At 70.9% G+C, this 25,856-nt stretch carries 22 protein-coding genes and 1 tRNA gene; 7 read left to right on the top strand and 16 right to left on the bottom strand.

The features are described 5' to 3' along the window. Positions 1 to 3 precede the first annotated feature (3 nt). The 4 genes from hrcA to lepA form a co-directional block, all read right to left on the bottom strand. Positions 4 to 1,044: a heat-inducible transcriptional repressor HrcA gene (hrcA, locus tag Q0818_RS05870; RefSeq protein WP_298872596.1), complete on the bottom strand. Its 1,041-nt coding sequence runs from the start codon at positions 1,042 to 1,044 to the stop codon at positions 4 to 6. Positions 1,045 to 1,370: 326 nt separating this feature from the next. Next, a complete protein-coding gene (hemW, locus tag Q0818_RS05865) occupies positions 1,371 to 2,588 on the bottom strand; it encodes a radical SAM family heme chaperone HemW (protein WP_298872592.1) in 1,218 nt (405 codons plus the stop codon). Continuing rightward, positions 2,588 to 3,232 (bottom strand): DUF1990 family protein, encoded by a 645-nt coding sequence (locus Q0818_RS05860; RefSeq protein WP_298872589.1) that lies wholly within the window; start codon positions 3,230 to 3,232, stop codon positions 2,588 to 2,590. Before Q0818_RS05860 ends, hemW begins: the two co-directional genes overlap by 1 nt. A gap of 22 nt (positions 3,233 to 3,254) precedes the next feature. Continuing rightward, positions 3,255 to 5,099 carry a translation elongation factor 4 gene (gene lepA, locus Q0818_RS05855; RefSeq protein ID WP_298872586.1) on the bottom strand — a complete coding sequence of 615 codons (1,845 nt, stop codon included), beginning with the start codon at positions 5,097 to 5,099 and terminating at the stop codon, positions 3,255 to 3,257. Positions 5,100 to 5,296: 197 nt separating this feature from the next. On the opposite strand from lepA, the gene Q0818_RS05850 reads away from it, so the two are divergent. Beyond that, entirely contained in the window at positions 5,297 to 6,025 is a 729-nt protein-coding gene (locus tag Q0818_RS05850) for an alpha/beta hydrolase (RefSeq protein ID WP_298872583.1), read from the top strand. A 115-nt stretch (positions 6,026 to 6,140) separates the two neighbouring features. After that, entirely contained in the window at positions 6,141 to 6,401 is a 261-nt protein-coding gene (gene rpsT / locus Q0818_RS05845; RefSeq protein WP_076675791.1) for a 30S ribosomal protein S20, read from the top strand. Between the two features lie 800 nt (positions 6,402 to 7,201). Here rpsT and holA read toward each other — a convergent pair. The 5 genes from holA to Q0818_RS05820 all read right to left on the bottom strand — a co-directional run bounded on the left by holA (position 7,202) and on the right by Q0818_RS05820 (position 15,593). Next, the gene (gene holA, locus Q0818_RS05840) at positions 7,202 to 8,239 is read right to left on the bottom strand and encodes a DNA polymerase III subunit delta (RefSeq protein ID WP_298872579.1); all 1,038 of its coding nucleotides are present in this window, start codon (positions 8,237 to 8,239) and stop codon (positions 7,202 to 7,204) included. 197 nt (positions 8,240 to 8,436) lie between these two features. Then, positions 8,437 to 10,743: a ComEC/Rec2 family competence protein gene (locus tag Q0818_RS05835; protein WP_298872578.1), complete on the bottom strand. Its 2,307-nt coding sequence runs from the start codon at positions 10,741 to 10,743 to the stop codon at positions 8,437 to 8,439. Further along, on the bottom strand, positions 10,740 to 11,360 hold the full coding sequence (locus Q0818_RS05830; protein WP_298872577.1) for a ComEA family DNA-binding protein: 621 nt from the start codon (positions 11,358 to 11,360) through the stop codon (positions 10,740 to 10,742). Before Q0818_RS05830 ends, Q0818_RS05835 begins: the two co-directional genes overlap by 4 nt. Positions 11,361 to 11,714: 354 nt before the next feature. Continuing rightward, positions 11,715 to 14,288, bottom strand: a complete 2,574-nt coding sequence (gene leuS, locus Q0818_RS05825; RefSeq protein WP_298872575.1) for a leucine--tRNA ligase — start codon at positions 14,286 to 14,288, stop codon at positions 11,715 to 11,717. A 66-nt stretch (positions 14,289 to 14,354) separates the two neighbouring features. Continuing rightward, positions 14,355 to 15,593, bottom strand: a complete 1,239-nt coding sequence (locus Q0818_RS05820) for an anthranilate synthase component I family protein (protein ID WP_298872573.1) — start codon at positions 15,591 to 15,593, stop codon at positions 14,355 to 14,357. 42 nt (positions 15,594 to 15,635) lie between these two features. Between Q0818_RS05820 and Q0818_RS05815 the strand changes: the two genes are divergently transcribed. The 5 genes from Q0818_RS05815 to Q0818_RS05795 all read left to right on the top strand — a co-directional run bounded on the left by Q0818_RS05815 (position 15,636) and on the right by Q0818_RS05795 (position 19,327). Then, the gene (locus Q0818_RS05815) at positions 15,636 to 16,316 is read left to right on the top strand and encodes a DedA family protein (RefSeq protein WP_298872571.1); all 681 of its coding nucleotides are present in this window, start codon (positions 15,636 to 15,638) and stop codon (positions 16,314 to 16,316) included. A gap of 5 nt (positions 16,317 to 16,321) precedes the next feature. Continuing rightward, positions 16,322 to 17,353 carry an App1 family protein gene (locus Q0818_RS05810; RefSeq protein WP_298872568.1) on the top strand — a complete coding sequence of 344 codons (1,032 nt, stop codon included), beginning with the start codon at positions 16,322 to 16,324 and terminating at the stop codon, positions 17,351 to 17,353. 240 nt (positions 17,354 to 17,593) lie between these two features. Continuing rightward, positions 17,594 to 18,304 (top strand): SOS response-associated peptidase, encoded by a 711-nt coding sequence (locus tag Q0818_RS05805; RefSeq protein WP_298872566.1) that lies wholly within the window; start codon positions 17,594 to 17,596, stop codon positions 18,302 to 18,304. Continuing rightward, positions 18,301 to 19,212, top strand: coding sequence for a 3-methyladenine DNA glycosylase (locus tag Q0818_RS05800; protein WP_298872563.1), 912 nt, complete (start codon positions 18,301 to 18,303; stop codon positions 19,210 to 19,212). The genes Q0818_RS05805 and Q0818_RS05800 overlap by 4 nt, the downstream gene beginning before the upstream one ends. Before the next feature lie 42 nt (positions 19,213 to 19,254). Further along, a tRNA-Ala gene (locus Q0818_RS05795) sits at positions 19,255 to 19,327 on the top strand. A 460-nt stretch (positions 19,328 to 19,787) separates the two neighbouring features. Here Q0818_RS05795 and rsfS read toward each other — a convergent pair. Genes rsfS through obgE form a run of 7 tightly spaced genes read right to left on the bottom strand, consistent with a single transcriptional unit; the run spans position 19,788 to position 25,826 of the window. Then, positions 19,788 to 20,168 carry a ribosome silencing factor gene (gene rsfS / locus Q0818_RS05790; RefSeq protein ID WP_298872561.1) on the bottom strand — a complete coding sequence of 127 codons (381 nt, stop codon included), beginning with the start codon at positions 20,166 to 20,168 and terminating at the stop codon, positions 19,788 to 19,790. After that, entirely contained in the window at positions 20,165 to 21,301 is a 1,137-nt protein-coding gene (locus Q0818_RS05785; protein WP_298872559.1) for a hypothetical protein, read from the bottom strand. The genes rsfS and Q0818_RS05785 overlap by 4 nt, the downstream gene beginning before the upstream one ends. Beyond that, positions 21,298 to 21,894 (bottom strand): nicotinate-nucleotide adenylyltransferase, encoded by a 597-nt coding sequence (gene nadD, locus Q0818_RS05780; protein WP_136585537.1) that lies wholly within the window; start codon positions 21,892 to 21,894, stop codon positions 21,298 to 21,300. The genes Q0818_RS05785 and nadD overlap by 4 nt, the downstream gene beginning before the upstream one ends. 10 nt (positions 21,895 to 21,904) lie before the next feature. Beyond that, positions 21,905 to 22,129, bottom strand: coding sequence for a hypothetical protein (locus Q0818_RS05775; protein ID WP_076675817.1), 225 nt, complete (start codon positions 22,127 to 22,129; stop codon positions 21,905 to 21,907). Between the two features lie 55 nt (positions 22,130 to 22,184). Then, the gene (locus tag Q0818_RS05770; RefSeq protein WP_298872551.1) at positions 22,185 to 23,444 is read right to left on the bottom strand and encodes a glutamate-5-semialdehyde dehydrogenase; all 1,260 of its coding nucleotides are present in this window, start codon (positions 23,442 to 23,444) and stop codon (positions 22,185 to 22,187) included. Positions 23,445 to 23,448: 4 nt separating this feature from the next. Next, a complete protein-coding gene (gene proB / locus Q0818_RS05765) occupies positions 23,449 to 24,285 on the bottom strand; it encodes a glutamate 5-kinase (RefSeq protein WP_298872549.1) in 837 nt (278 codons plus the stop codon). Continuing rightward, positions 24,282 to 25,826, bottom strand: a complete 1,545-nt coding sequence (obgE, locus tag Q0818_RS05760) for a GTPase ObgE (protein WP_298872547.1) — start codon at positions 25,824 to 25,826, stop codon at positions 24,282 to 24,284. Before obgE ends, proB begins: the two co-directional genes overlap by 4 nt. Between the last annotated feature and the right edge of the window lie 30 nt (positions 25,827 to 25,856).

The following is a 25,856-nucleotide window of genomic DNA, read 5'->3' as shown; positions in this document are numbered from 1 at the left end:
ACGTCAGCGCGAACTGTCGTCGTCTTCGAGCATCCGGGTCAGATAGTGCGCGACGGCGCGGACCGCCGCGAGGTTGGAAGAGTAGTCCATGCGCGTGGGCCCGAGCAGGCCCACGCGGGCGCCACCGGTCGAGCCGTCGTACCGGCTCGCGAGCACCGAGGCCTCGACGAGGCCGAACGGTTCGTTCTCGCGTCCGATACTCGCCGACAGGCCCTTCTCGTCGGCGACCATCTCGCTCATCAGCCGCAGCAGGGTCACCTGCTCCTCGATCGCCTCGAGGAGCGGGTAGATGCTGCCGCGGAAGTCCTGCTCCCGCTTGGCGAGCGTCGCCGCACCGGCCATGACGAGGCGGTCTTGGCGGAACTCCTCGAGCTCTTCGCCGACCACGCGCAGCACGGCGTCGGCGATCGCGTCGAGGGCGACGCCGGGCCGCGGGCCGTCGGAGAGGGCTTCTGCCACGCGCTGTGCGCTCTCGGCGACGCTGCGCCCCACGAGCACCGCTCCCACGCGCGCCCGCAGGAGCGCGATGTCGCTCTCACCGGGCTCGACGGGCACGAGCGCGATGCGCTGCGAGACCCGCCCGGTGTCGGTGACCAGGATGACGAGCACCCGGGGACCGCCGAGGGCGACGAGCTCCACGTGCGTGACGTTGGCGCGGGAGAACGAGGGGTACTGCACGATCGCGACCTGGCCGGTCAGCTGCGTGAGCGCCCGCACCGTTCGAGCGAGGAGGTCGTCGAGATCCCCGGCCTCGTCGAGGAACGACGTGATGGCCGAGCGCTGCGCGGTCGACAGCGGCCTCAGCTCGGCGAGGTGGTCGACGAAGACGCGGTAGCCCTTGTCGGTGGGCACGCGCCCCGACGAGGTGTGCGGCGCGACGATGAGCTCTTCGTCTTCGAGCAGCGCCATGTCGTTGCGGATCGTGGCGGCCGAGACTCCGAAGGCGTGGCGGTCGACGATGGCCTTGCTGCCGACCGGCTCACGCGTGTCGACGTAGTCCTGGACGATCGCGCGCAGGACCTGGAGGCCGCGTTCCGACACCATGCGCTGCTCCTCCCGTCTGGCACTCGACTCGACTGAGTGCCAATTCTACGACGATCGCCCGGCCCCTGCGTCGAGCGGCTCGCGGGGTGTGCCTCGCGCGTCCCGTCCGCCCCGGCGATGAACGCCGATCCTGTCGAGACACGCTGCGTCGCGCAGTGTTTCGTCCGGATCGGCGTTTATCGAGGGATGCGGCACGCGCCGGGACGCCGATGATCACCGGGATGTCGGGAGGCGCGGAGCACCGGCACGCGCGAGGGGCCGACACAGGCGTGCGCCGTCTCGCGCGAGAGCACACCGATTCGAGGGGTGGATCGATTCCGCGCGGGTCAGGCCGTGAGCGCGCGCACCACGGCATCCGCCAGCAGGCGTCCGCGGCGTGTCAGCACGATGCGCCCGCGCACGGCATCCGCGCCCTCGATGAGGCCGTCGGCGATGAGGGATGCCACGGCCTTGCGGCCCTCGCCGAGGATCTCCGACACCGCGAGCCCCTCGCGGATGCGACTGCGCAGGAGCACCGACTCGAGCCGGCGCGCGGTCTCGTCGGGACGCTCGCGTGCGGCGGCGGGCGACTCCTCGGCCGCGAGGCGCTGCGCGTACGCGGCCGGGTGTTTGACGTTCCACCAGCGCAGCCCGGCGACATGGCTGTGGGCGCCGGGACCGAAGCCCCACCAGTCGGTGCCGCGCCAGTAGGCGAGGTTGTGCCGGGAACGGTGGTCGACCCCGCGCGACCAGTTCGAGACCTCGTACCAGTCGTAGCCGGCGGCCGCGAGCAGATCGTCGGCGAGTTCGTACATGTCGGCCTGCAGGTCGTCATCCGGCATGGCGACCACCCCCGAGCGGATCTGCCGAGCCAGCTTCGTGCCGTCCTCGACGATCAGCGCGTAGGCCGAGACGTGGTCGGGCTCCAGAGCGGTGGCCGCCTCGAGGGAGGCGCGCCAGTCGTCGAGCGACTCCCCCGGTGCGCCGTAGATCAGGTCGACCGAGACGTCGAGACCGGCGCGGCGCGCGGCCGAGACGGCGGTGGAGACGTTGGCCGGGTCGTGCGTGCGATCGAGGGCGGCGAGCACGTGCGGCCGGGCCGACTGCATGCCGATCGACAGGCGCGTCACGCCCGCCGCGGCGAGGGTGCCCGCGACGGCGTCGTCGACCGTGTCGGGGTTGGCCTCGACCGTGACCTCCGCGCCCTCGGCGATGCCGAACTCCTCGCGCACGGCATCCAGCATCCGCGCCAGATCGCCGGGCGGGAGCAATGTGGGCGTGCCGCCGCCGAAGAACACCGTGGATGCCGCACGCCGACCGCCCGCGGCATCCATCACCGTGCCCGCGAGGCGGACCTCGGCGGCGAGCGTGTCGGCGAAGTCGTCTTGGCGGGCGCCGCGCAGCTCGCTCGCGGTGTACGTGTTGAAGTCGCAGTAGCCGCAGCGCACGCGGCAGAACGGCACGTGCAGGTACACGCCGAAGTCGGCGTCGGCGTCGACGACCAGGTCGCCGGGGAGCCGACCGTCGACGGGCGCGGGGTCGCCGAGCGGGAGGGGCCCGCCCATCAGGACGTGTACAGCGGCGAGATCGCGCGCAGGTACCGCGCGAACAGCGCCTTGCGCCGACGCCGGACGCGGCTCGTGAAGAGGCGGTACGACGGCGCGGTCGGCCGGTCGAAGGCCCGCACGACGAACCAGACCTCGTCGTTCTCGCGCCATTCGAGGGCGAAGAGCTCTTCGCCGCTCACGATCGAATGCCCGACCGTCCCGAGGATGAAGCCGACCCGGCGGGGCTCCTCGAAGACCGAGATGACGCGCAGTTCGGCGTCGGCGCGGTGGCCGTCGACCTTGCCGTGCAGGCGCACGCCGGTGCCGGGGCTGACGAACGGGGTGCCGTCGGCGGCGAAGCGCTGTTCGGCCTCGAGTCGGCTCGGCGCCACGGGCGCTCCCTCGGCGTCGAAGCCGACACCGGCATAGCCCCCTCGGGATGCCGGGCGCACGTCGGTGATGCTCAGTTCCTCCCCGCGCAGCGGAGCCCAGGAGAGCAGGAGCTCACCGGCCGCGACGAAGCGCTCATCGCCGCTGCCGATGCGCCACGCGTCTTCCGCGGGCACGGAGTGCTCCGGCGGGTACTGCATGAGGTCGGGCGCCTGGGTGGCGCCGACCGCCGCGTAGTCGACCGTGTCGTCGGTGAAGTTCTGCCGTCGCATGATCTCCCTCTCGATTCGGTCGTTACTTCTTCGCCTCGACGTCTCCCGACAGGGCGGCGATGAACGCCTCCTGGGGAACCTCGACGCGGCCCACCATCTTCATGCGCTTCTTGCCCTCTTTCTGCTTCTCGAGGAGCTTGCGCTTGCGGGTGATGTCACCGCCGTAGCACTTGGCCAGAACGTCCTTGCGGATCGCGCGGATCGTCTCGCGGGCGATGATGCGGGCGCCGATGGCGGCCTGGATGGGCACCTCGAACTGCTGACGAGGGATGAGCTTGCGCAGGCGCTCGGCCATGAGCGTGCCGTAGGCGTAGGCCTTCTCGCGGTGCACGATCGAGCTGAACGCGTCGACCTTGTCGCCCTGCAGCAGGATGTCGACCTTGACGAGGTCGGCCGTCTGCTGGCCGGCGGGCTCGTAATCGAGGCTCGCGTACCCCTGCGTGCGCGACTTGAGGTGGTCGAAGAAGTCGAACACGATCTCGCCGAGGGGCATGTGGTAGCGCAGCTCGACGCGGTCTTCGCTGAGGTACTCCATGCCGAGGAGCGTGCCGCGGCGCGTCTGGCAGAGTTCCATGACGGTGCCGACGTAGTCCTTCGGCAGCAGGATGCCGACCTTGACGATCGGCTCCGACACGGAGGCGACGCGACCGTCGGGGTATTCGCTGGGGTTGGTGACCGAGACCGTCTCACCGGTGTCGGTCGTGACCTCGTAGGTCACCGACGGAGCCGTGGTAATGAGGTCGAGTCCGAACTCGCGCGAGAGGCGCTCGGTGATGATCTCGAGGTGCAGCAGCCCGAGGAAGCCGCAGCGGAAGCCGAAGCCCAGCGCGACCGAGGTCTCGGGCTCGTACTGCAGCGAGGCGTCGGAGAGCTTCAACTTGTCGAGCGCTTCGCGCAGCTCGGCGTAGTCGCTGCCGTCGATCGGGTAGATGCCCGAGAAGACCATCGGCTTCGGGTCGGTGTAGCCGGGCAGCGCCTCGGTGGCGGGCTTGCGGTGGGTGGTGATCGTGTCGCCGACCTTCGACTGGCGCACGTCCTTCACCCCGGTGATCAGGTAGCCGACCTCGCCCACACCGAGGCCCTGGGTGGGCACCGGCTCCGGGCTCGAGACGCCGATCTCGAGAGCCTCGTGCGTCGCGCCGGTCGACATCATCTGCAGCCGCTCGCGCGGCTGGAGGGACCCGTCGATCATGCGGACGTAGGTGACGACGCCGCGGTAGGCGTCGTAGACGGAGTCGAAGATCATCGCGCGGGCCGGGGCGTCGGCCTTGCCGATTGGGGCGGGGATCTTCTCGACGATGAGGTCGAGCAGGTCTTCGACGCCCATGCCGGTCTTGCCGCTGACGCGCAGCACGTCGGCGGGGTCGCCGCCGATCAGGCCGGCGAGCTCGGCGGCGTACTTGTCGGGGTCGGCGGCGGGCAGGTCGATCTTGTTCAGCACGGGGATGATCGTCAGATCGTTCTCGAGTGCGAGGTAGAGGTTCGCCAGGGTCTGGGCCTCGATGCCCTGCGCAGCGTCGACGAGGAGGATCGCGCCCTCGCACGCGGCGAGCGAACGGCTGACCTCGTACGTGAAGTCGACGTGACCGGGCGTGTCGATCATGTTGAGGGCGAACGTGCCGTCGGCGGTGGACCACGGCATCCGCACGGCCTGCGACTTGATCGTGATGCCGCGCTCGCGCTCGATGTCCATGCGGTCGAGGTACTGCGCGCGCATGTCGCGGTCGGCGACGACGCCGGTGATCTGCAGCATGCGGTCGGCCAACGTCGACTTGCCGTGGTCGATGTGGGCGATGATGCAGAAGTTGCGGATCTGCGCCGGCGGGGTGGCGGACGGCTCGAGGGGCTTCAGGGCGCGCGGTGACATGTTCCGTCGATTCTACGGTGGCGCGCCGACATCCCCGTCCGCGGATGTCCAGGATGCCGGCATCCGGCATCCCGATCGCGCCGCGGGACGCGCGAGATCATGCGATCCGGACGAGGGCGCACGTTGTCGGCGGGGTCGGATGGTGTCGGCGTCGCGGCCCGGACCTCACGGTGTGCCTCGCTCGTAGCATGGATGCCATGGCGGTCCAGGTCGTGTTCGTGCACGGCATCCGCACGTCGGCGACCATGTGGCGCACGCAGGTCGCGTACCTCGAGCAGCGGGGCACGCCCGCGATCGCGGTCGACCTGCCCGGGCACGGCACGCGCCGGGGCGAGGACTTCACGCTCGACGGCGCCTTCGCCACGATCGACGCAGCCGTTCGCGAAGCCGCGACCCGGGGACCCGTGCTGCTGGTGGGCCATTCGATGGGCGGACTGCTCTCGATCGAGTACGTGGGTCGGGAGGAGGAGCCGCCGCCGGTCGCCGCGTTCGTCGCGGCATCGTGCACCTCGATCCCCCGCGGCGTGGGGCTTGCGGCGTATCGCTTCCTCGCGCGGCGGTTCGACAGCCTCCCCGATCGCGGCCTGGGGCTGACCAACCGCGTGCTGGATCGCACTCTGCCGCCCGAGACCCGGCCCGACTTCGGCGCCGGCGGCTACGCGTTCGACGCGCAGGACACCGCGCTCGCGTCACTGTCCGTGCTCGACCTGCTCGCGGCACTGCGGCGCATCGAGGTGCCACTGTGGTTCATCAATGGGCAGTGGGACCAGCTGCGCGTGAACGAGAAGCTGTTCTCGTCGATCGCGAAGGATGCCGAGTTGATCGTCGTTCCGCGCACGACCCACCTCGTCACGGCGATGCGGCCGCGCGTGTTCAACGCGCTGCTGGAGGTGGCGCTCACCACGATCGAGACCTCGACCTGTTAGACTCGATTCTTGGCTTGCGTGTGGGGTTTTTCCCGACCTCCACGATCGCCGGTGCAGCGCCCCTCTACCGCTTGACCGGCACTTCCAACATTCACTCAAACGAAAGACCGTCGACGTGGCGAACATCAAGTCGCAGATCAAGCGCAACAAGACCAACGAGAAGGCGCACGAGCGCAACAAGGCCGTCAAGAGCGAGCTGAAGACGCACGTGCGTCGCACCCGCGAGGCCGTCCTGGCCGGTGACAAGGAAGCCGCCGAGAAGGCGCTCGTACTCGCCGGCAAGAAGCTCGACAAGGCCGTGAGCAAGGGTGTCATCCACCAGAACCAGGCCGCGAACCGCAAGTCGGCCATCGCGAAGCAGGTCAACGCTCTCTGAGCCGAAGCCTTTCGACAGCCCGTCCCGCCTCGGCGGGGCGGGCTTCGTCGTTTCCGGGGGCGGTTCGGGAGGCACGGCGGGACGGGGCGGTGGTTTCGGGCCTTCGGCCGGGGGTCGGGCCGAGCGGTTCGGGGCGTTCGACCGGGGGTCGGGCCGAGCGGTTCGGGGCGCGTTCTGTGCATTGGGGCGGACTATTCGCGCCCCACAGCACGCAACGCGCCCCAAACCCGATGGCGGGTTGAGAGGTCCCGGTTTGCGGCCGGGCGCGGCGGTTTGGGGCGCGTTCAGTGCATTGGGGCGCGCAATTCACGCCCCGATGCACGCAACGCGCCCCAAACCTCGTAGGCGGGATGGGAGGTCGCGGTTTGCGGCCGGGCGTGGCGGGTTGGGGCGCGTTCAGTGCACTGGGGCGCGCAATTCACGCCCCGATGCACGCAACGCGCCCCAAACCCCGTAGGCGGGTTCGGAGGTCCCGGTTTGCGGCCGGGCGCGGCGGTTTGGGGCGCGTTCGGTGCATTGGGGCGCGCAATTCACGCCCCGATGCACGCAACGCGCCCCAAACCCGACGGGCGGAGCATACCCGGCGGAGCTACCGCAGCCGCGAGGCCGCTTGGCGTGAAACAGCGGCGCCCCGCACGAGCCCGAGACCGCGCTCCGCGGCGCGACGTCGCGTCTGGGGTGCGTGCACCGTCTGAGGTGCAACGTCCCGGCTGCGGCTCGATGTCCCGTCTGGGGCGCGTGACGTCACCGCACACCGCGGGTAGCGCTCGAACTCGCGCCGGGCGCAGCCGCGCACCGCGTCAGTCGCCGTACGGGGCGCGTGTGGCGATGATCGTGATCATGCGCTCGAGCGCGAAGACCGGGTCGCGCGAGGCGCCCTTGACCTCGGCGTCGGCGCGGGCGGTGGCGTGGATCGCCATGCCGAGGGTGTTGCCGGTCCAGCCGACGAGGTCGCGGCGGGCGCGGTCGACCTGCCAGTCCTTCATGCCGAGGCGCTGTGCGGTGGCCGACGACGACTCGCGGGTTCCGGCGACCCGCGCCATCGTGCGGAGCTTCATCGCGACCGCGGCGACGAGGGGCACGGGGTCGGCTCCGGATGCCAGGGCGTGGCGCAGCGCGAGAAGCGCCGGCCCGTACTGACCGGCGATGGCGGTGTCGGCGACGGTGAACGCCGAGGTCTCGACGCGCCCGCCGTAGTACCTCTCGACGATGCGCTCGTCGATGTCGCCGGGGACGTCGGCGATGAGCTGCTGGCAGGCGGCGGCGAGCTCGGTGAGGTCATCGGCGAACGCGGACACGAGGGAGCGCAGGGCGACCGGGGCGATGCGCTTCTGGGCGGCTTTGAATTCTCCGACGGCGAAGTCGAACCGGTCGGAGTCGCGCTTGACGGCGGGACACGCGATCTCGATGCCGCTCCCCTGGCCCGCGCGGATGCCGTCGAGGAGCTTCTTGCCGCGGACGCTCGCGCCGGTGTGGCGCAAGACGACCGTGGCGCCCTCCTGCGTCTGCGAGAGGTACGAGACGGCCTCGCTGAGGAACGTGTCGCTGCACTTCTCGACCCCGCTGACGCGCACGAGCCGCGGCTCGCCGAACAACGACGGCGAGGTGACGGACAACAGGGTGCCCGCGGCGTAGTCGTCGGCACGGATGTCGGTGACCTCGAGGCTCGGGTCTTCGCTCTTCAGCAGGGAGCGGATACCGGCGATCGCGCGTTCGGCGCAGACCTCTTCGGGGCCCGAGACCAGCACGATGGGAGCCGGCTGCGGGGCGCGCCACGACACCTGCGGGATGGCCGATTTGGCCTTGGCAGGGGCTGCGCGTCGAGGGGCCGGGGTCACCCTCACAGCCTACCGACAGGGTCGGACACGCGTACCGGGCCGAAGAGGGAACGGGGCCGGCGCCGCGGCGACGTCGACCGCGCGAGATGGCCGCCGTCGCCCGGCGCTCGGTGGCAGCCGCAGACGAGCGCGTGCGGGGCGGGCGCTACCGCGCACTGGCCCGCCGCGAGCCGCTCGTCCGCTCGCGCCCACCTTCGTCACCCTCCACGCTGGCGCCACAGGGTGAGACGCCCCTCCTCGTCGTGCCAGACGGCGAGCAATCCCCCGGTGTCCGTGCGCGCCGCGACGGTCGCCTCCTCCTTCAGGATGCCGAGCAAGCGTGCCGTCGGATGACCGTAGGTGTTGTGCGCACCGACGCCGATCAACCCGATCGAGGCGTGCAGGCGGTGGTACAGCTCAGAATCCTGGTCGGCGCTGCCGTGGTGCGAGACCTTCACCACCTCCACGCGCGGCGCGTCGACCCGTCGCAACAGCGCCGCTTGCGGCTCGGCGCCGAGGTCTCCGAGCAGGACGGTGCGCGGGAAGCCCTCCCCCACGACGTCGATCGCGACGCTTGCGGCGTTGCCGGGCTCCGTACCGGGCAGGGGCCCGAGCGCCTGCCACCGAGTGCTGCCCACCGTTCCCGTCATGCCCATCGTCGCCGGGACCAGTCGCGCGCCACCGGCGACGAAGCAATCGAGCAACCTCCGATCACCCGCTTCGCCGAGAGGACCGTGCACGATCAGATCGGTCCGACCCACGACGGCCGCCGATCCCCCGACATGGTCTTCATCGAAGTGTGTGAGGACGACGAGGTCGAGATGGGCGATGCCCAGGGTCTGGAGACACTCGGCGAGGGGCTGAGGGTCGGGGCCGGTGTCGACGAGGGCGACCGCCGATCCGGAACGCCACAGGGTGGCATCCCCTTGTCCGACGTCGCACATGGCCACCTGCCACAGCGCGGGAACGGTGAGCGGCCCGGCCACGGATCGAACGACACCCGTCGCCCCGGTCACCCCCACGAGCACCGCGACCATCGCCGTCGCGGTCGCTGTCAGCCGCGGCACCCTGCGCGGACGCGCCACGGCCACCGCGATCGCCGCCCCCACGACGGCCAGCAAGGCCGCACCGAGGGTGCCCTCCGGCCAGGGCAGATTCTGAGCCGGGACTGCCGCCGCGGTCCGCGCGATGGCGGCGATCCAGGCGGCGGGGATCCAGGCGAGGGCGGTCAGCCCGTCGCGAAGCCACGGGACAGGGGCGATGCAGGCGAGCGCACCCGCGATCGTGGCCGGCGCCGCGGCCGGATCGGCGAGCATGTTGGCCACCACCCCGAGCAGGGGAACGTGCGGGTCGATCAGCACGATGAGCGGACCGCACACGATCTGAGCCGACGTGGGCACCGCCAGTGCCAGTGCGAGAGGTTGCGGCATCCATCGCCCGAACCCGGTGGCCAGCGGTCGGGCGAGGACGAGGAGGGCGGCGGTCGCCGCGGCGGACAGGGCGAAGCCGAGTGATCGGCACAACCAGGGGTCGGCGATCAACAGCACGGTCACCGCCCCCGCCAGAACGGCGATACCGATGGTCGGTCGCCCCAGGGCGACCGCCAGCAGCGCGATCGCGCTCATCGCGGCGGCGCGGACGACGCTGGGCTCGGGCGTGACCAGGATGACGAACGCTGCCAGCACGATGAGTGCGCCCACCACACGGATGCCACGACGAACCCCGCACAGCCCGAGCACACCGAAGGCGGATCCCACGACCAAGGCGCAGTTGGCGCCCGAGACCGCGGTGAGGTGGGAGAGGGAGGCGGCGTTCATGGCGATCTCGGTGTCGCTGTCGAGGCTGGAGGTGTCGCCGACGGCCAGACCCGGGATGAGGCCCGCCCCGGGTTGCGGCAGGCCGTGCGTCGAGGCCACGAGCCCGTCGCGAAGCTGTTCGAACACCGCCCAGACGCCCTCGGGCGCGGATGCGCGCTCGACCTCGTTCGCGCGCAGCGCCAGGATCGCGCGATCGGCGGGGTCGGTGGGGATGCCCGTCCCTGCGACGACGATCTCACTGCCGGGACCGATCGAGGCGACGTCGCTCAGCACCTCGGGATCGAAGCCGATGCGAGCCGGAATTAGACCGCTCACCGCGGTGGCGCCCGCGGTCAGGGTCGAGACCGACGCGTCCATCCACGCCCCGCCGCCGGAACTCCTGGCCAGATGTCCCGTCACCGTCGCCGTGACCCGCAGGTGCCGCCCGCCCTCCACCTGGAGGTGGGCGACCGCCTCGCGCGTCGGGACGAGAGACGACACCGTTGCGGCGGAGGCACCCGCGCAGGCGAGCGCGACCGCAACGACGACCAGCAACGGATGCCGCACCCGGACGAGGAGCGCGACCACGATGGCCGCCGCTGCCGAGAGGCACACGGCGAGCAGTCCCGGATCGGTCAGGGCGGTCGCCGCCGCAGCCGCCGTCCATGTCGCCCCCGCCACCACGACCGGCCGCAGAGACCGCCGCCGCAGCGCCCGGCTTGTGTTCACACGCGCACCAGGTCGCGGATCGCGGCGAGCATCTTGTCGCCGATCCCGGGCACCGACAGCAGGTCGTCGACACTGGTGAAGCGTCCGTTCTCTTTGCGCCACGCGAGGATGCGGTCGGCCATCGCGGGCCCTACCCGGGGCAGGGTGTCGAGCTGCTCCGCGGTCGCCGTGTTGAGGTCGAGGAGCGCGCTCGCGGTCCCCGAAGCGCCGGGCCCATCCCCTTCGGGGGCAGCACCCGCCACGGGGACGACGATCTGCTCCCCGTCGGTCACGGTACGGGCGAGATTGACGCCGTCGCGATCCGCGTCGTCGGCGAACCCGCCGGCCAGAGCCACGGCGTCGGCGACCCGGCCGCCGACATCGAGCCGGTACAGTCCCGCTCGGTGCACCGCACCGGCGACGTGGACGTAGACGCCGGTCTGGGCGGGGACCACCGCACTCCGCGAGGGCGACGGACCGGGGGTGACGGTCTCGGCCCCGGTCGTGCCGCGGAACATCCCGATGCCGATCGTCACGGCGAAGGCCGCGAGGATCAGCACGATCACCGCGCCGACGCCCAGCTTGCGCCGCGCGCCGGTCCCCTCGGCATCCGGGGCTTCGGCGGGACGAGCGGTCATGCACTCACGGTAGGGATGAGCCTCCACGTCCCGTGGGCGGGGCGGACCGATCGGTGGACGACCGTGCCAGCTCCCCCGCTGGGGAGGAGCCGCACCGAACGACGGTCACCGACGACGTCGAATGCGCCGCTGCCCCGTCGACACCGGGCTGCTCACCCGGTCGGGCTCCAATGGCCCATGCGCCCCCGCAGCGGGTCGGCGTTCACCCGGGCGACGACGCTCAGGCACGAAGGCCGGCCGTCTCTGGGCGACGACACGACCGCCCGAAGCGACACCCGCGCGCGCCCGTGAACGCCGAATGCCACGCCCTCACCGCTCCGCAGAGCTCGAGGACGTGGCATCCGGAGTCGACGATCACTTCGTCGAGAAGCTGACCACCTTCGGCGGACGCACGACCGCGCGCACGATCTCGCGCTCGCCGAGCGCGCGCACGACCTTCTCGTCGGCGCGCGCGAGCTTCTCCAGCTCGTCGGCGCCGATCTTGGCCGAGACCTGCAGCGTGCCGCGCACCTTGCCGTCGATCTGCACGACGGCGGTCACGGTGTCTTCGACCAGCAGCGTCGGGTCGGCCTGGCGCCAGGTGACGAGGCCGACGAAGCCGTCGTAGCCGAGCGTCTGCCACATCTCCTCTGCGGTGTGCGGGGCGAACAGGTCGAGAGTCATCGCGATGACCTCCGCCGCCTCGCGCACGGCGGGGTCGCTCGCGCCGGCCGAGCCGTCGATCGCCTTCCGGGTGGTGTTCACCAGCTCCATCAGGCGGGCGACGACGACGTTGAACTTCGTCTGCTCGATGAGGTTCGGCGCCTCGGCCAGCAGGCGGTGGGTCACGCGGCGCAGCGACGCGTCGCCCTCGGCCCAGACGACGTCGGTCTCGCTGTCGACGTCGTGCGCGATGCGCAGGGCGCGGGCGAGGAACTTCGCCGCGCCCGTCGTCGACACGTCGTTCCAGTCCTTGTCGTCCTCCACCGGGCCGGCGAAGGCGAGCGCCACGCGCAGCGCGTCGGCGCCGTGGGCGTCGAGCTCCTCCTGGAAGAGCACCAGGTTGCCCTTGCTCTTCGACATCTTCGCGCCGTCGAGGATGACCATGCCCTGGTTGATGAGGCTCGAGAACGGCTCGGTGAACTCCACCAGGCCCATGTCGAACAGCGCCTTGGTGATGAAGCGCGCGTACAGCAGGTGCAGGATCGCGTGCTCCACGCCGCCGATGTAGAAGTCGACCGGGCCCCACTTCGATGCCTCGCGGCCCGAGAACGCCTCCGTCTCGCTGTTCGGCGACAAGAAGCGCAGGTAGTACCAGGAGCTGTCGACGAAGGTGTCCATCGTGTCGGGGTCGCGCAGCAGCGTCTGCCCCGTCTCGGGATCGGTGACCTGCACCCACTCCGTGGCGGCTCCCAGCGGGGAGGTGCCCTTGGGCTTGAGGTCGAGACCCTCGACGGAGGGCAGCACGACCGGGAGCTGGTCGGCGGGCACGGGCGTGATCGACCCGTCCTCCCCGTGCAGCATCGGGATCGGGGTTCCCCAGTAGCGCTGACGCGAGATGAGCCAGTCGCGCAGGCGGTACGTCTTGGCGGCGCGGCCGACGCCCTTCGCCTCGAGCTCCTCGATCATCCGCGCAATTGCGTTGCGCTTGCTCAGCCCGTTCAGCGATCCGGAGTTGATCATGCGCCCGTCGCCCGTGAGCGCGACGCCGGTCTTGACGGGGTCGGTCTCGTCGAGGTCGCCGAGGGGATCGATCGGCACGCCGTCGGCATCCAGCTCGATCACCGGGATCGCCCCGGTGACGGGAGCGTTCGTGTCGACGACCACCTTCACGGGCAGGTCGAACGCGCGGGCGAAGTCGAGGTCGCGCTGGTCGTGCGCGGGCACGGCCATCACTGCACCGTGGCCGTAGTCGGCGAGCACGTAGTCGGCGGCCCAGATCGGCAGCTTCTCGCCGTTGATCGGGTTGATCGCGTAGTGCCCGAGGAACACGCCCGTCTTGGGACGGTCGGTCGCCTGCCGCTCGATGTCGGTCGCGCGCTGCACCTGCTCGAGGTACGCGCGGAACGTCTCCTGCACGCCCTGATCGGCGGATGCCGCGAGCTCGGCCGCGAGCTCCGACTCGGGCGCTACGACGAAGAACGTCGCGCCGTGCAGGGTGTCGGGGCGCGTGGAGAAGACGGTGATCTTCTCTTCGCGGCCCTCGACCTCGAAGGTGATGTCGGCACCCACGGAGCGGCCGATCCAGTTGCGCTGCATCTGGATGACCTTGCTCGGCCAGAAGCCCTCGAGCTGGTTGAGGTCGTCGAGCAGACGGTCGGCGTAGTCGGTGATGCGCAGGAACCACTGCGTCAGCTTCTTCTTGACCACCACGGCGCCGCTGCGCTCGCTCGTGCCGTCGGGCAGCACCTGCTCGTTCGCGAGCACGGTCTGATCCACCGGGTCCCAGTTGACCAGGGCGTCCTTGCGGTACGCCAGGCCCTTGTCGTAGAGCTTCTGGAACAGCCACTGGTTCCAGCGGTAGTACTCGGGGTCGCTCGTGTGCAGCACGCGGCTCCAGTCGAACGAGACGCCGTAGTCTTTCAGGCTCTCCTTCTGCTGGGCGATGTTGGCGTACGTCCACTCGACCGGATCGGCGCCGCGCTTGATGGCGGCGTTCTCGGCCGGTAGGCCGAATGAGTCCCAGCCGATGGGGTTGAGCACGTTGTACCCGCGGTGGCGCCAGAAACGGGCCACGATGTCGGAGTAGAGGTAGTTCTCGGCGTGCCCCATGTGCAGGTCGCCCGAGGGGTAAGGGAACATCGCGAGCACGTACTTGCGGGGACGCGTGTCGTCGTCGCCCCCGGCGCGGAACGGGTCTTTATCGGCCCACGCCTGCTGCCACTTCGCCTGGATGGCGTGGGTGTCGAAGCCCCCCTCGCGGGGGTCTGGTGCGGAGTTCTGAGACACGGGTGAAGCCAATCGTGAAGGTCGGGGAGGCCGCGAGGGCCTCCTCCCAGGCTATCGGACCGCGCGTCACCACCCGGGCGGGACATCGGCGCCCAGAGCCGCGAGCGGTGCGCGCGCCTTCAGCCCCACCTCAGCGACCTCGGATGCCGCGACCGACCGCCACGTGATCCCCCCTCCGGCGCCGACCCAGGCGGCATCCGGCTCGACGACGACGCTGCGGATGACCATGGCGAGGTCGGCGGAGCCGTCGTCGCCGATCCAGCCGAACGTTCCGGAATAGACGCCGCGGGGCGCCGCCTCGAGGCCGGCGAGGATCTCCATCGCCGACGCCTTCGGCGCCCCGGTCATGCTGCCCGCGGGGAACGCCGCCGAGAGCAGCTCGCCGATCGTCGTGCCGGGCAGCAGCCTCCCCGACACCTCGCTCACGAGCTGGTGCACGCTCGGATACGTCTCCACCTCGAGGAGGCGATCGACCCCGACCGTCGACGGTTCGCACACCTGCGACAGGTCGTTACGCATGAGGTCGACGATCATGACGTTCTCGGCGCGTTCCTTGGCATCCGTCCGCAGCTCTTCGGCCAATGCGCGGTCGGTCTCGGCGTCGGCGGCGCGTCGCCGCGTCCCCTTGATCGGGTGCGTGTGCACGTGGCCGTCGCGGACGGTCAGGAAGCGCTCGGGCGACACGCTCGCGAGGGCCGTGCCGCCCTGGCGCAGGAACCCGGCGTGGTGCGACCCCGACGCGCGGCGCAGGCGCCGGAACACGTCGAGCGCGTCGATCGCCCCCGGCACGGTGAATCGGGTGGTGAGGCACAGCTGGTACGCGTCGCCCTCGCGAATGCGCTCGCGACACGCCTCGATGAGTTCGGCGTACCGATCGGGTGAGACGCGGGCGGATGCCGTGCCCCGGGCCGGCGCGTCGGGCACCGGCGCCGCGGGGGTCACGGCCGCGAGACGCTCCGGAGACACCGCGTCGCCGTACACGAGCACGCGTCGCGCGGCATGGTCGAAGGCGAGGAACGAATCGACGCGCATCCACGCGGAATCGCCCTCGTACGCGCGCCAGCCCACCCAGCCGCCCCGGAACGCCCCGGTCCGGTCGTCGCCGGCGCGCGGCCCCGTCGCGTCGACGCGGGTGCTCACGGACTCGTCTGCCGGGCGCCCCGTCCCCATCCAGCTCCACCCCGTCCGGGCGTCGGCTCCGGCGTCGAGCCAGAACGCGTGGGCGGACGCGGCGAAGAGATCGACGAAGGCCGCTTCGGGGTCGACCCAGCCGTGTCGGGTGAATGGAGAGGCGGAGTCGGGCACGCTCCCAGGCTAGGCGCGACGAGCGGCTCTAGGCTGAGGGAGGTGAACGAGATCCTCACGTGGCTGCTCGACGTCGTCCAGAACGTCGACCCCGTGTTGCGCACGGTCATCGCCGGTCTCGCGGTCATGCTCGAAACGAGCGTGCTGGTCGGTCTCGTCGTCCCCGGCGACACGATGGTCATCGTCGCCGGCACCGCCGTCGCCTCCCCCGTGGAGGGTGTCGTACTCGCCGCCGCGATCGTGGTGGGGGCGCTCATCGGCGAGAGCCTCGGCTTCTGGCTCGGTCGCTACTTCGGACCGCGCATCCGGGCGTCGCGGCTCGGGCAGAAGCTGGGCGAACGCAACTGGGACCGCGCCGACCGCTACCTGCGCCGACGCGGGGGTCCGGCGATCTTCCTGTCGCGCTTCCTGCCCGTGCTGCACTCCCTCGTCCCTCTCACGGTGGGGATGAGCGGGTACAGCTACCGCCGTTTCCTCGCGTGGACGACCCCCGCGTGCGTCGTCTGGGCGAGCCTGTACGTCACGGTCGCGGCGGGAGCGGCGGGGACGTATCGCGAACTCAGCGATCAGATCCACTACGCCGGCTATGTCTTCGTCGGCATCCTCGTCGTCTTCCTCGTGCTCGTCTTCGTCGGCAAGAAGGTCATCGAACGGATGGAACGCCGTCACCTGGCAGATGACGACCAGATCCTCGAATCCGCGGACGGCGACGTGAAAGACTGAGGCGGATGCCTCGTAATCCTCGCGCCAAAGTGCTCTGGTTCGCCCGACTGGAGCGCCGCTTCCACCGCTGGCGCGAACGACGCGCCCGCGCCCGCGGCCTCCGTCCGGCCGTCACCGGCTTCCCCGGCTACGGCACGGAGGAGTGGGTGCGCGTCCTCGGCCGCGTCCTGATCGCGCCGCCCACGAAGCGCACCTCCACGGGTGAGCTCGAGAGCCTGCGCGGGTGGCGGAGCTTCGCCGCGGTCCCGGTGGGGTTCGCGCACGTCACGGTCGTGATCGATGGGGTGACCCACCAGGTCGCCGCCGACCGCGGAGGGGTCATCGACGCGAAGCTCCCGGCGACGCTGAAGCCCGGGTGGCAGAGCATCACGATGTCGGTCGAGGGCAGCGATCCCGCCGAGACCCGCGTCTTCGTCGTCGGGTCCGACGTCCGGTTCGGCGTCGTCAGCGACATCGACGACACCGTCATGGTCACCGCTCTCCCCCGTCCCCTGCTGGCCGCCTGGAACTCGTTCGTCGTCGACGAGCACGCGCGGCAGCCCGTCCCCGGAATGGCGGTCATGCTCGAGCGCCTCACACGTGAGCACCCGGGCACGCCCGTCGTCTACCTCTCCACCGGGGCATGGAACGTCGCACCCACGCTGACGCGCTTCATGCGTCGACACCTGTTCCCGGCGGGTTCGTTCCTGCTCACCGACTGGGGTCCGACGCACGATCGCTGGTTCCGCAGCGGCCGCGACCACAAAGAACTGAACCTCCGCCGCCTCGCGGCCGAGTTCCCGCAGGTGAAGTGGCTGCTCGTCGGGGACGACGGACAGCACGACGACGCGATCTACACCGGTTTCGCGATCGAGCACCCGCGGAACGTCGAGGCCGTCGCCATCCGCCGCCTGCTGCCCGCCGAGGCCGTGCTCGCCGGAGGTCGCACCGTCGTCGACGACCACTCGGCGGCCGAGGTGCCCTGGGTCACCGGCTCGGACGGCGCGGCCCTGCTCGATCGGCTCGAAGACGTGGGCGTCATCTCGCGCAACGCCTGATCCCGGATGCCGTGCGGCCCATGCCGCACACAACTTCGGTGATTCGCGCACGCTCAGCGCGAACCCCGCTCCCTCGGGGTGAGGCTGCGTACACCGAGGTTGCGCTCATCCCGAGGGTGCGTGAGACGTCGGAATCACGTGAATCGCTGATGTCGCGCTGAGCGCCGAGGTTGCGCTGGGCGACGCGCGGCCGACGGCGACGGACGCGCCGATGTCGGAGGGGCCGCGTACGGTGGAGGCATGTGCGGTCGATTCGTCGTGGCCAATGTCGCCAGTGAGCTCGTGGGGGTGCTGCGCGTCGACGTCGAAGCCGACGAACTGCCTCGGCCGTCGTACAACATCGCGCCCACCTCTCCGGTGGCGATCGTCCTCGATTCGCTCAAGAGCGAGCCACCGGTGCGCCGCCTCGAAGTGGCGCGCTGGGGCCTCATTCCCGGCTGGGCGAAAGACGTGAAGATCGGCGCGCGCGCCTTCAACGCCCGCAGCGAAGAGGTCGAAGACAAGCCGATGTTCCGCAACGCCCTCATCAAGCGCCGCGCCATCGTCCCGGCATCCGGCTACTACGAGTGGAAGACCACCGACGCCGGGAAGACGCCGCACTACATCCACCCCGCCGACGGATCGCCGCTCTTCTTCGCGGGCCTCTACGAGTGGTGGAAAGACCCCGCCCGCGCCGACGACGACCCGGCGCGCTGGGTGCTGAGCTGCACGATCCTCACGCGCGACGCCATCGGCCGCCTCGGCTCGATCCACGACCGCATGCCGCTGTTCATGGACCCCGACGTCGCCGACGCGTGGCTCGACCCCACGACCGAGAACGTCGGCGACATCCTCGACGCGGCGATCGACGCCGCTCCCGACGTGGCCGAGACGCTCGACGACCACGTCGTCTCGGCAGCGGTGGGCAACGTGCGCAACGACTCCCCCGACCTCATCGAGCCGGTCGGATGACCCTGACGCTCGACGCCCCCTGCGTCCTCTCCCGCGACGAGTGGATGCCGATGGCCGGCGCCCACGTCGCGCGCGCCGACGAGCTGACCGCGGCGCACCGAGCGCGGGCGAGCCGGGGCGAGAAGCACCCCGTGGAGGACTTCCTCTTCACGTACTACTCGTACAAGCCCGCGATCCTCCGGCGGTGGCATCCCGGTCCCGGTATCACGCTGCGCGGTGCGACCGAACGCGTCGACTGGCGCTGGTACCGCGCCGACGGCGACGATGTGCGGGTGGATGCCGCCGCCTTCCGTTCGGAGAAGGGCTCGATGTACCGCGGCATCGTGAACCTGCTGCGCGCGACGCGCGATCGTCCCGCGCAGTTCGGGTGCTTCGGTCTGCACGAATGGGCGATGGCCTACCGCGTCGACGAGGTACGCCACGCCGTGCCGCTGCGCCTGGGCCGAGCGGGGACGGATGCGGTGGTCGACGCGCACGAGCTCAAGTGCACCCACTTCGACGCGTTCCGCTTCTTCACCCCCGATGCCGTGCCCCTCAACCGCACGTCGCTGCGGCGCGACGACCAGGCGGCGTGGGAGCAACCGGGCTGCCTGCACGCCGGGATGGACGTCTACAAGTGGGCCGTCAAGCTCGGGCCCCTCGTTCCCGGCACCGTTCTTCTCGACGCGTTCGAGCTCGCCCGCGACATCCGCACGCTCGACATGGAAGCGTCGCCGTACGACCTGACCGACTGGGGCTATGGGGCGGTAGCCATCGAAACCCCGGAGGGCAAAGCCGAATACGTCGCCCGCCAGCGAGCGCTCAGCGCCCGCGGGCAGGAGTTGCGAGACCGTCTGCTGGCTGCCGTGACCTCGCCCGACGACACGCCCGGCGGCGTCGATTTTCCTCGTCTGCGATCCGTGTTGTAAGCTCATGGAGTTGCCTCAAACGGGGCGGAAAACAAAAAACACGGGCCTGTGGCGCAGCTGGTAGCGCACCTGCATGGCATGCAGGGGGTCAGGGGTTCGAGTCCCCTCAGGTCCACCCGGTTGAGAAAGCCCCCGCTTCGGCGGGGGCTTTCGTCGTTCCGGCGGCGTCGTCGTGTCGCCCTCCCGGCCGTGCCTTCGGGTGACTCCACCGGGACCCGCGCGGTCAGTCCCCTGCCCCTGATGCAGGATCCCTCTTGCGAGCAGGATGCCATCCGCAGCGCCTCCGCGGCCGACCCGGCGCCTCACGGTCGACCCGGCGCTGCTTTACGGTCGATTCGGCGCCTCGCGTTCTGTGCCCCGCGTTCTGTGCCCCGTAGATGCGGATCGCCGCCCCAGAACCGGAAAACCACCCCAGAACCGGGTCGATGCGCTCCCGGCATCCGAATCCCGCGCCACCCTCCGGATCCGGTGAACGGATGCCGACCGGGGCCGCTCGGGACGCACGGGAGGGCGCCCGCCCCGGGCATACGAGAACGCCCCCTGCTGGGCGGCAGAGGGCGTTCTGGAGGGCGTCGTTACTCGGGCGCGTTCGCGGGCGTGGGCAGCTCGATCGGGATGACCGGGCAGTCCTTCCACAGGCGCTCGAGACCGTAGTAGACGCGCTCCTCCTCGTGGAACACGTGCACGACCAGATCGCCGAAGTCGAGCAGGACCCAGCGCGATTCCTGGCGACCCTCGCGGCGCAGGCGCTTGTGACCGGCCTCGAGCATTTTCTCCTCGACCTCGTCGGCGATCGCCGCGACGTTGCGCTCGTTGCGACCGGTGACGAGCAGGAACACGTCGACGAGGGGAAGGGGCTCGGACACGTCGAGGGCGACGATGTCATCGCCGCTCTTGGAGTCGGCGGCGAGAGCGGCGATCCGCGCCATCTCCCGCCCGTTGTCGGTGGCTGTCATCGGAAGACTCCTGTCGTGAAGGCGAGCACGAGAGTGACGGCCACCGCCAGCGCGAGCGCGCCGGTCGTGATGATGAGGCCGACGAGGAGCTTGCTCCCCTTCTCGGGCGCCGGTGGGCGAATGATCTCGCCCGGTTGCTTGACGGTGCTGATCGCGGCGCTGGCGGCGATCGGCGTGGGGGACGAGGCGGGCGGGAGCTCGCCGTCGAGGAGCACCGCGTCGGCGTCACGGCCGTCGGTGGTGCCGGGTGCGTGTCCGACCGATCCGAGCCCCTCGGGGAGCGGGAAGGTGCCGGTGATCATGATCTCGCCCGTGCCGTTGATCGGACCCACCAGCGGAACGCCGGTGGGGGTCTGCGACAGGATCAACGCGTTCGGGGTCGAGACGGTGCCGGTGGCACCGGTGTTGCGCGAGATGAGCTGATCGAACGACGCCGGCAGGCTGATGTCGGGCGTCTGTCCGTCGAGCAGGTCGGAGCCCAGGGCCGGGTTGACCACCGACGGCGCGGGCGCCTCTTCGGCCGCGGTGACGGGGCTCTCGCCGGTGTCGGCAGCGGCGGGACGGAAGATCGCGGGGAGCACGGGCTCCGCCGCGGAGGGGGCCGGAGACGCGGCCTGGCGGGGCTGCGCAGGCTCCAGGTCGGGGCTGATGATCGGAACGGCCGCCGTGCGGATCTTCTCCTGCGCGCGAGCCTGACGACGGGTCAGACCCGACACCCCGAACTCGGCACCCGCGTCGGTGAAGGGAGAGTCGAAGACGGCGGGGCGCAGCGCGGGTGCGGCAGGTTCGTCGCCCACAGCGGGTTCGGTCGCGGCGACGTCCGACGCGCCGGACTCGTCTGCGGCCTCTTCGCCGGCGGCGCGCTCCTCTACGGCGGTGTGCTCCTCTGCCGCGGTGTGCTCCTCGCCGGGCGCGTCCGCGGCCTCGTCGTCCGCGGATCCGTCTGCGGCGTCGGCGGCGGTCGGGGCGGAGGGAACCGCGTCGATGACCTCGGCGGGGGCGGAGGTCTCGGCATCCGGGGTCTGCTCGCCCTCGGGCTGCGGCGGGATGATCGGGGTCGCGCCGGTCTGACGCAGCTCGCGCAGCTGACGACGGGTCAGGGCGGGCGTCTCTGGGGTCTCGGAAGTGCTCATGCCTTACTCCGGTAGAGGTGATGCTTCGCGATGTACTGCACGACGCCGTCGGGCACGAGGTACCACACGGGGTGTCCTCGGCGCACACGTGCGCGGCAGTCTGTGGACGAGATCGACAGCGCCGGGATCTCCAGCTGGCTCACGTTCTCGGAGGGCAGGCCCTCCGTGGTCAGCACGTGACCCGGACGCGAGACGGCGACGAAGTGCGCCAGGTCCCACAGCTCCTGATGGTTGCGCCAGCTGAGGATCTGCGCGACGGCGTCGGCTCCGGTGATGAAGAAGAGCTCGGCGCCCGGGCGCTGCTCCTGCAGATCGCGCAGGGTGTCGATCGTGTAGGTGGGTCCCGCGCGGTCGATGTCGACGCGACTCACGGTGAACTGCGGATTGGATGCCGTCGCGATCACCGTCATGAGATAGCGATGCTCGCTCTCGGTGACGTCGTCTTTCTGCCAGGGGCGGCCCGTGGGCACGAACACGACCTCGTCGAGGTCGAACGATTGCGCGACCTCACTGGCCGCAACGAGGTGACCGTGATGGATGGGATCGAACGTCCCACCCATGACCCCGATACGAGGGGCGCGCGTCACCGACATACGGTGGCCCTCAGTGGCCGTGGGCCTCGGGAGTGGGCGTGCCGTGCTTCTGCGTGTAGGCCTCGGCCTTGTGCGCGTGACGGTTGGAGACGTTGCGGTACGACAGCGTCACCAGGCTCAGCGCGACGAACACGACGAAGGCCACCACGCCGTACCAGAAGGTCGAGGCCTGGACGTTGCCCCCGTGGTGGGCGCCCTCTTCAGCGGCCTGGGCGAGAAGTGACACGAAAGTCATCAGTGCTCCGTTCGAAGTTTCCGCGCGTCGGGACGCGCGTTGCCATTTTAGGCGGTCAGGCGCGCACCTGGCCGTCGCCGCGCCCGAGCCACTTGGTGCTCGTCAGCTCGGCGAGGCCCATGGGTCCGCGGGCGTGCAGTTTCTGGGTGGAGATGCCGACCTCGGCACCGAAGCCGAACTCGCCTCCGTCGGTGAAGCGCGTGGACGCGTTCACGAGTACCACAGCGGAATCGACCTCGGCCAGGAACCGGTCGGCGGCAGCCTGATCGGCCGTGACGATGGATTCCGTGTGCTGGGTCGAGTAGCGACGGATGTGCGCGAGAGCCTCGTCGAGATCGTCGACCACGCGCACCGCGAGGTCGAGCGTGCCGTACTCGCGGGCCCAGTCGTCGTCGGTCGCGGGCACGACGCGGTCGTCGTGAGCGCGGGTCGCGTCGTCACCGTGCACGGTGACACCGGCATCGGCGAGGGATGCCAGCAGCTCCGGCAGCAGTCGGTCGGCGGCGTCGCGGTGCACGAGCACCGTCTCGACGGCGTTGCACACGCTCGGGCGCTGCACCTTGGCGTTCAGGACGATGTCGCGCGCCCAGTCGTCGCGGGCCGTGGCGTCGAGGAAGACGTGAACCACACCCGCGCCGGTTTCGATGACGGGGACGGTGGACTCGGTCACCACGGTCTCGATGAGCGAAGCACTCCCCCGCGGCACCAGGACGTCGACGAGGCCGCGGGCGTTCATGAGGGCGCGCGCGCCCTCCCGCCCGAAGTCGTCGACGCTCTGGATCGCCTCCGGGTCGACGCCCTGCGCGCGCAGCGCGTCGCGCATGACCCGCACGAGTGTGGCGTTGCTGCTCTGCGCCGCCGAGCCGCCCCGCAGGACGACGGCGTTGCCGGACCGCAGCGCGAGCGAGGCGATGTCGACGGTCACGTTCGGACGCGCCTCGTAGATCGACCCGACCACGCCGAACGGCACGGCGACCTTCTGCAGCGCGAGACCGTTGGGGAGCGTGCGCGTATCGAGCACCCTTCCCACGGGATCGGGCAGCTCGGCCACCTCGCGGACGGCAGCGGCCAGGGCGGCGACGCGTCCCGCGTCGAGGCGCAGGCGGTCGAGCAGCGACTCGCCGATGGCATCCGCTCGACCGCGCTCGAGGTCTTCGGCGTTCGCGGCGACGATCTCGGAAGCGGCCTCGTCGATCGCCTCCGCCACGGCGAACAGCAGTGCGCTCTTGCGTGCGGAGTCGAGCAGCGCGATCTGCCGCGCGGCGTCCTTGGCCAGACGCAAGCGCTCGTCGACGGAAGCGGCGATCACGGTCATGCGCTCAGTGTACCGGCGCGCCCACAGCGCCCACGGGGCCCGTTGTCAGGGTGACGGGGTCGGGATGGGGAGCGAACCAGGTGCCCACCGCATCGCCGGCGAGGGCGGATGCCACCAGGTCGGCGCTCGTGACGAGCACCCCGACGCCGGCGGTGGAGGCGAGCTTCGCGGCGGAGGCCTTCGTGGCCGCTCCCCCGGTGCCCACGCCGTTCACGACGCCTGCGCCGAACTCGAAGTCTGACAGGTCGTCGCCCCAGGCCACGTCGGTGATCGGGCGGGCGCCGGGCTCGCTCGGCGGGCGGGTGAAGAGGGTCTCGATGTCGCTCAGGAGCACCAGGGCGTCGGCGCCGATGAGCTGGGCCACGAGCGCTGCGAGGCGGTCGTTGTCGCCGAAGCGGATCTCGTGGGTCGCGACCGTGTCGTTCTCGTTGACGATGGGAAGGATGCCGAGACCGAGCAGACGCTCCATGGCACGACGCGCGTTGGAGCGGTGGGTGGCGTTCTCGAGGTCGCCGGCGGTCAGCAGTACCTGCCCCGCGAGCAGACCGAAACGATCGAGAGAGGTCTGATAGCGCCACATGAGCACGTTCTGGCCGACGGCGGCGGCCGCCTGCTGGGTGGCCAGATCGTTGGGGCGCCCCTCGAGATCGAGCAGGGGCAGGGCGGTGGCGATCGCACCCGACGACACGAGCACGACCTCGGTTCCGGCGCGGTGCGCCTGCGAGAGCGCGTCGACGATCGTGTCGATGCGGTAGGCGCCGTCGCCACTGATCGACGACGACCCGACCTTCACCACGACGCGGGCGGCGCCGGGGATGTCGGCGCGCGTCGTCGCGGTCATCGCTCCTCGTCCTCGAGCGTCAGGGCCGTGGAGTCGCCGTCGGGCGAGATGCCCGCCGCGCGCGCCGCACGGCGTTCGGCCTCGAGCTCGGCGCGGGCGTCGGCCTTGGCATCCATGCGCTCGTGATACTGCTCGCGACGCTCCGAGGAGGTGCGGCGGGAGTTCTGGATGAGACGCGGGTCGGTGCCTCGCGGCGCCGTCATGAGCTCCGCGGCCGAAGTGAGGGTCGGCTCCCAGTCAAACACGATGCCGTCGCCGGGGCCGATGACCACGGTCGCTCCGGCGACCGCACCCGCGCGGAACAGGCCGTCTTCGACACCGAGACGGGCGAGGCGGTCGGCGAGGTAGCCCACGGCCTCCTCGTTCTGGAAGTCGGTCTGCTGCACCCACTTGACCGGCTTGTCGCCGAGGATGCGGTAGACGGGGCCGTACGTGCCGCCCTCGACCTTGATCTCGAAGTCTTTGACGGCGCCCTTCGGGCGGATCACGACGCGCTCCGCGGGAGCCTCGGCGATGGAGGCGATGCGGTGCTGCTCGACGATCTCGCCGAGGGCGAAGGTGAGCTCGCGGAGCCCGGCGCGGCTGACGGTGGAGATCTCGAACACGCGGAATCCGCGGGCCTCGAGGTCGGGGCGGACGAAGTCGGCGAGCTCGTGCGCCTCGGGGACGTCGATCTTGTTCAAGACGACGATCTGCGGACGCTCGAGGAGGGGGATCTGCCCCTCGGGCACGGGATAGGCGGCCAGCTCGGCGAGGATGATGTCGAGGTCGCTCAGCGGGTCGCGGCCCGGGTCGAGCGTGGCGCAGTCGAGCACGTGGACGAGCGCCGTGCAGCGCTCGACGTGACGGAGGAACTCGAGCCCCAGTCCCTTGCCCTCGCTCGCACCCTCGATGAGGCCCGGGACGTCGGCGATCGTGTAGCGGGCATCACCCGCCTGCACGACGCCCAGGTTGGGGTGGAGCGTGGTGAACGGGTAGTCGGCGATCTTCGGCCGTGCCGCCGACACGGCGGCGATCAGGCTGGACTTGCCGGCTGAGGGGAACCCGACCAACGCCACGTCGGCGACGGTCTTGAGTTCCAGGACGACGTCGCCCTCCCAGCCGGGGGTACCGAGCAGCGCGAAGCCAGGGGCCTTGCGCTTCGGCGACGCCAGCGCGGCGTTGCCGAGACCGCCGAGGCCGCCGGGGGCGGCGACGAACCGCATGCCGGGGGTGAGCATGTCGACCAGCACGTTGCCGTCGGGATCCTTCACGACCGTGCCGAGCGGGACGGGAAGCTCCTGGTCTTCGCCCAGGGCGCCCGAGCGGTGGTCGCCCATACCGAAGCCGCCGTTACCCGCGGAGCGGTGCGGCGAGTGGTGGTACGACAGCAGCGTCGTCACCTGCGGGTCGGCGACGAGCACGACGTCGCCGCCGCTGCCGCCGTTGCCGCCGTCGGGACCGGCCAGCGGTTTGAACTTCTCACGGCGCACCGAGACGCAGCCGTTGCCGCCCTTGCCCGCACGCAAGTGCAGGGTCACGCGGTCGACGAAGGTGACCATGGCGGGTCCTTCCGGGTGGGCGGCGGCGGG

This window comes from uncultured Microbacterium sp., assembly GCF_947489255.1.
Taxonomy (GTDB): Bacteria; Actinomycetota; Actinomycetes; order Actinomycetales; family Microbacteriaceae; genus Microbacterium; species Microbacterium phycohabitans.
Note: the sequence above shows the minus strand (reverse complement) of the source record. Positions and strands in the feature narration are given on the sequence as shown.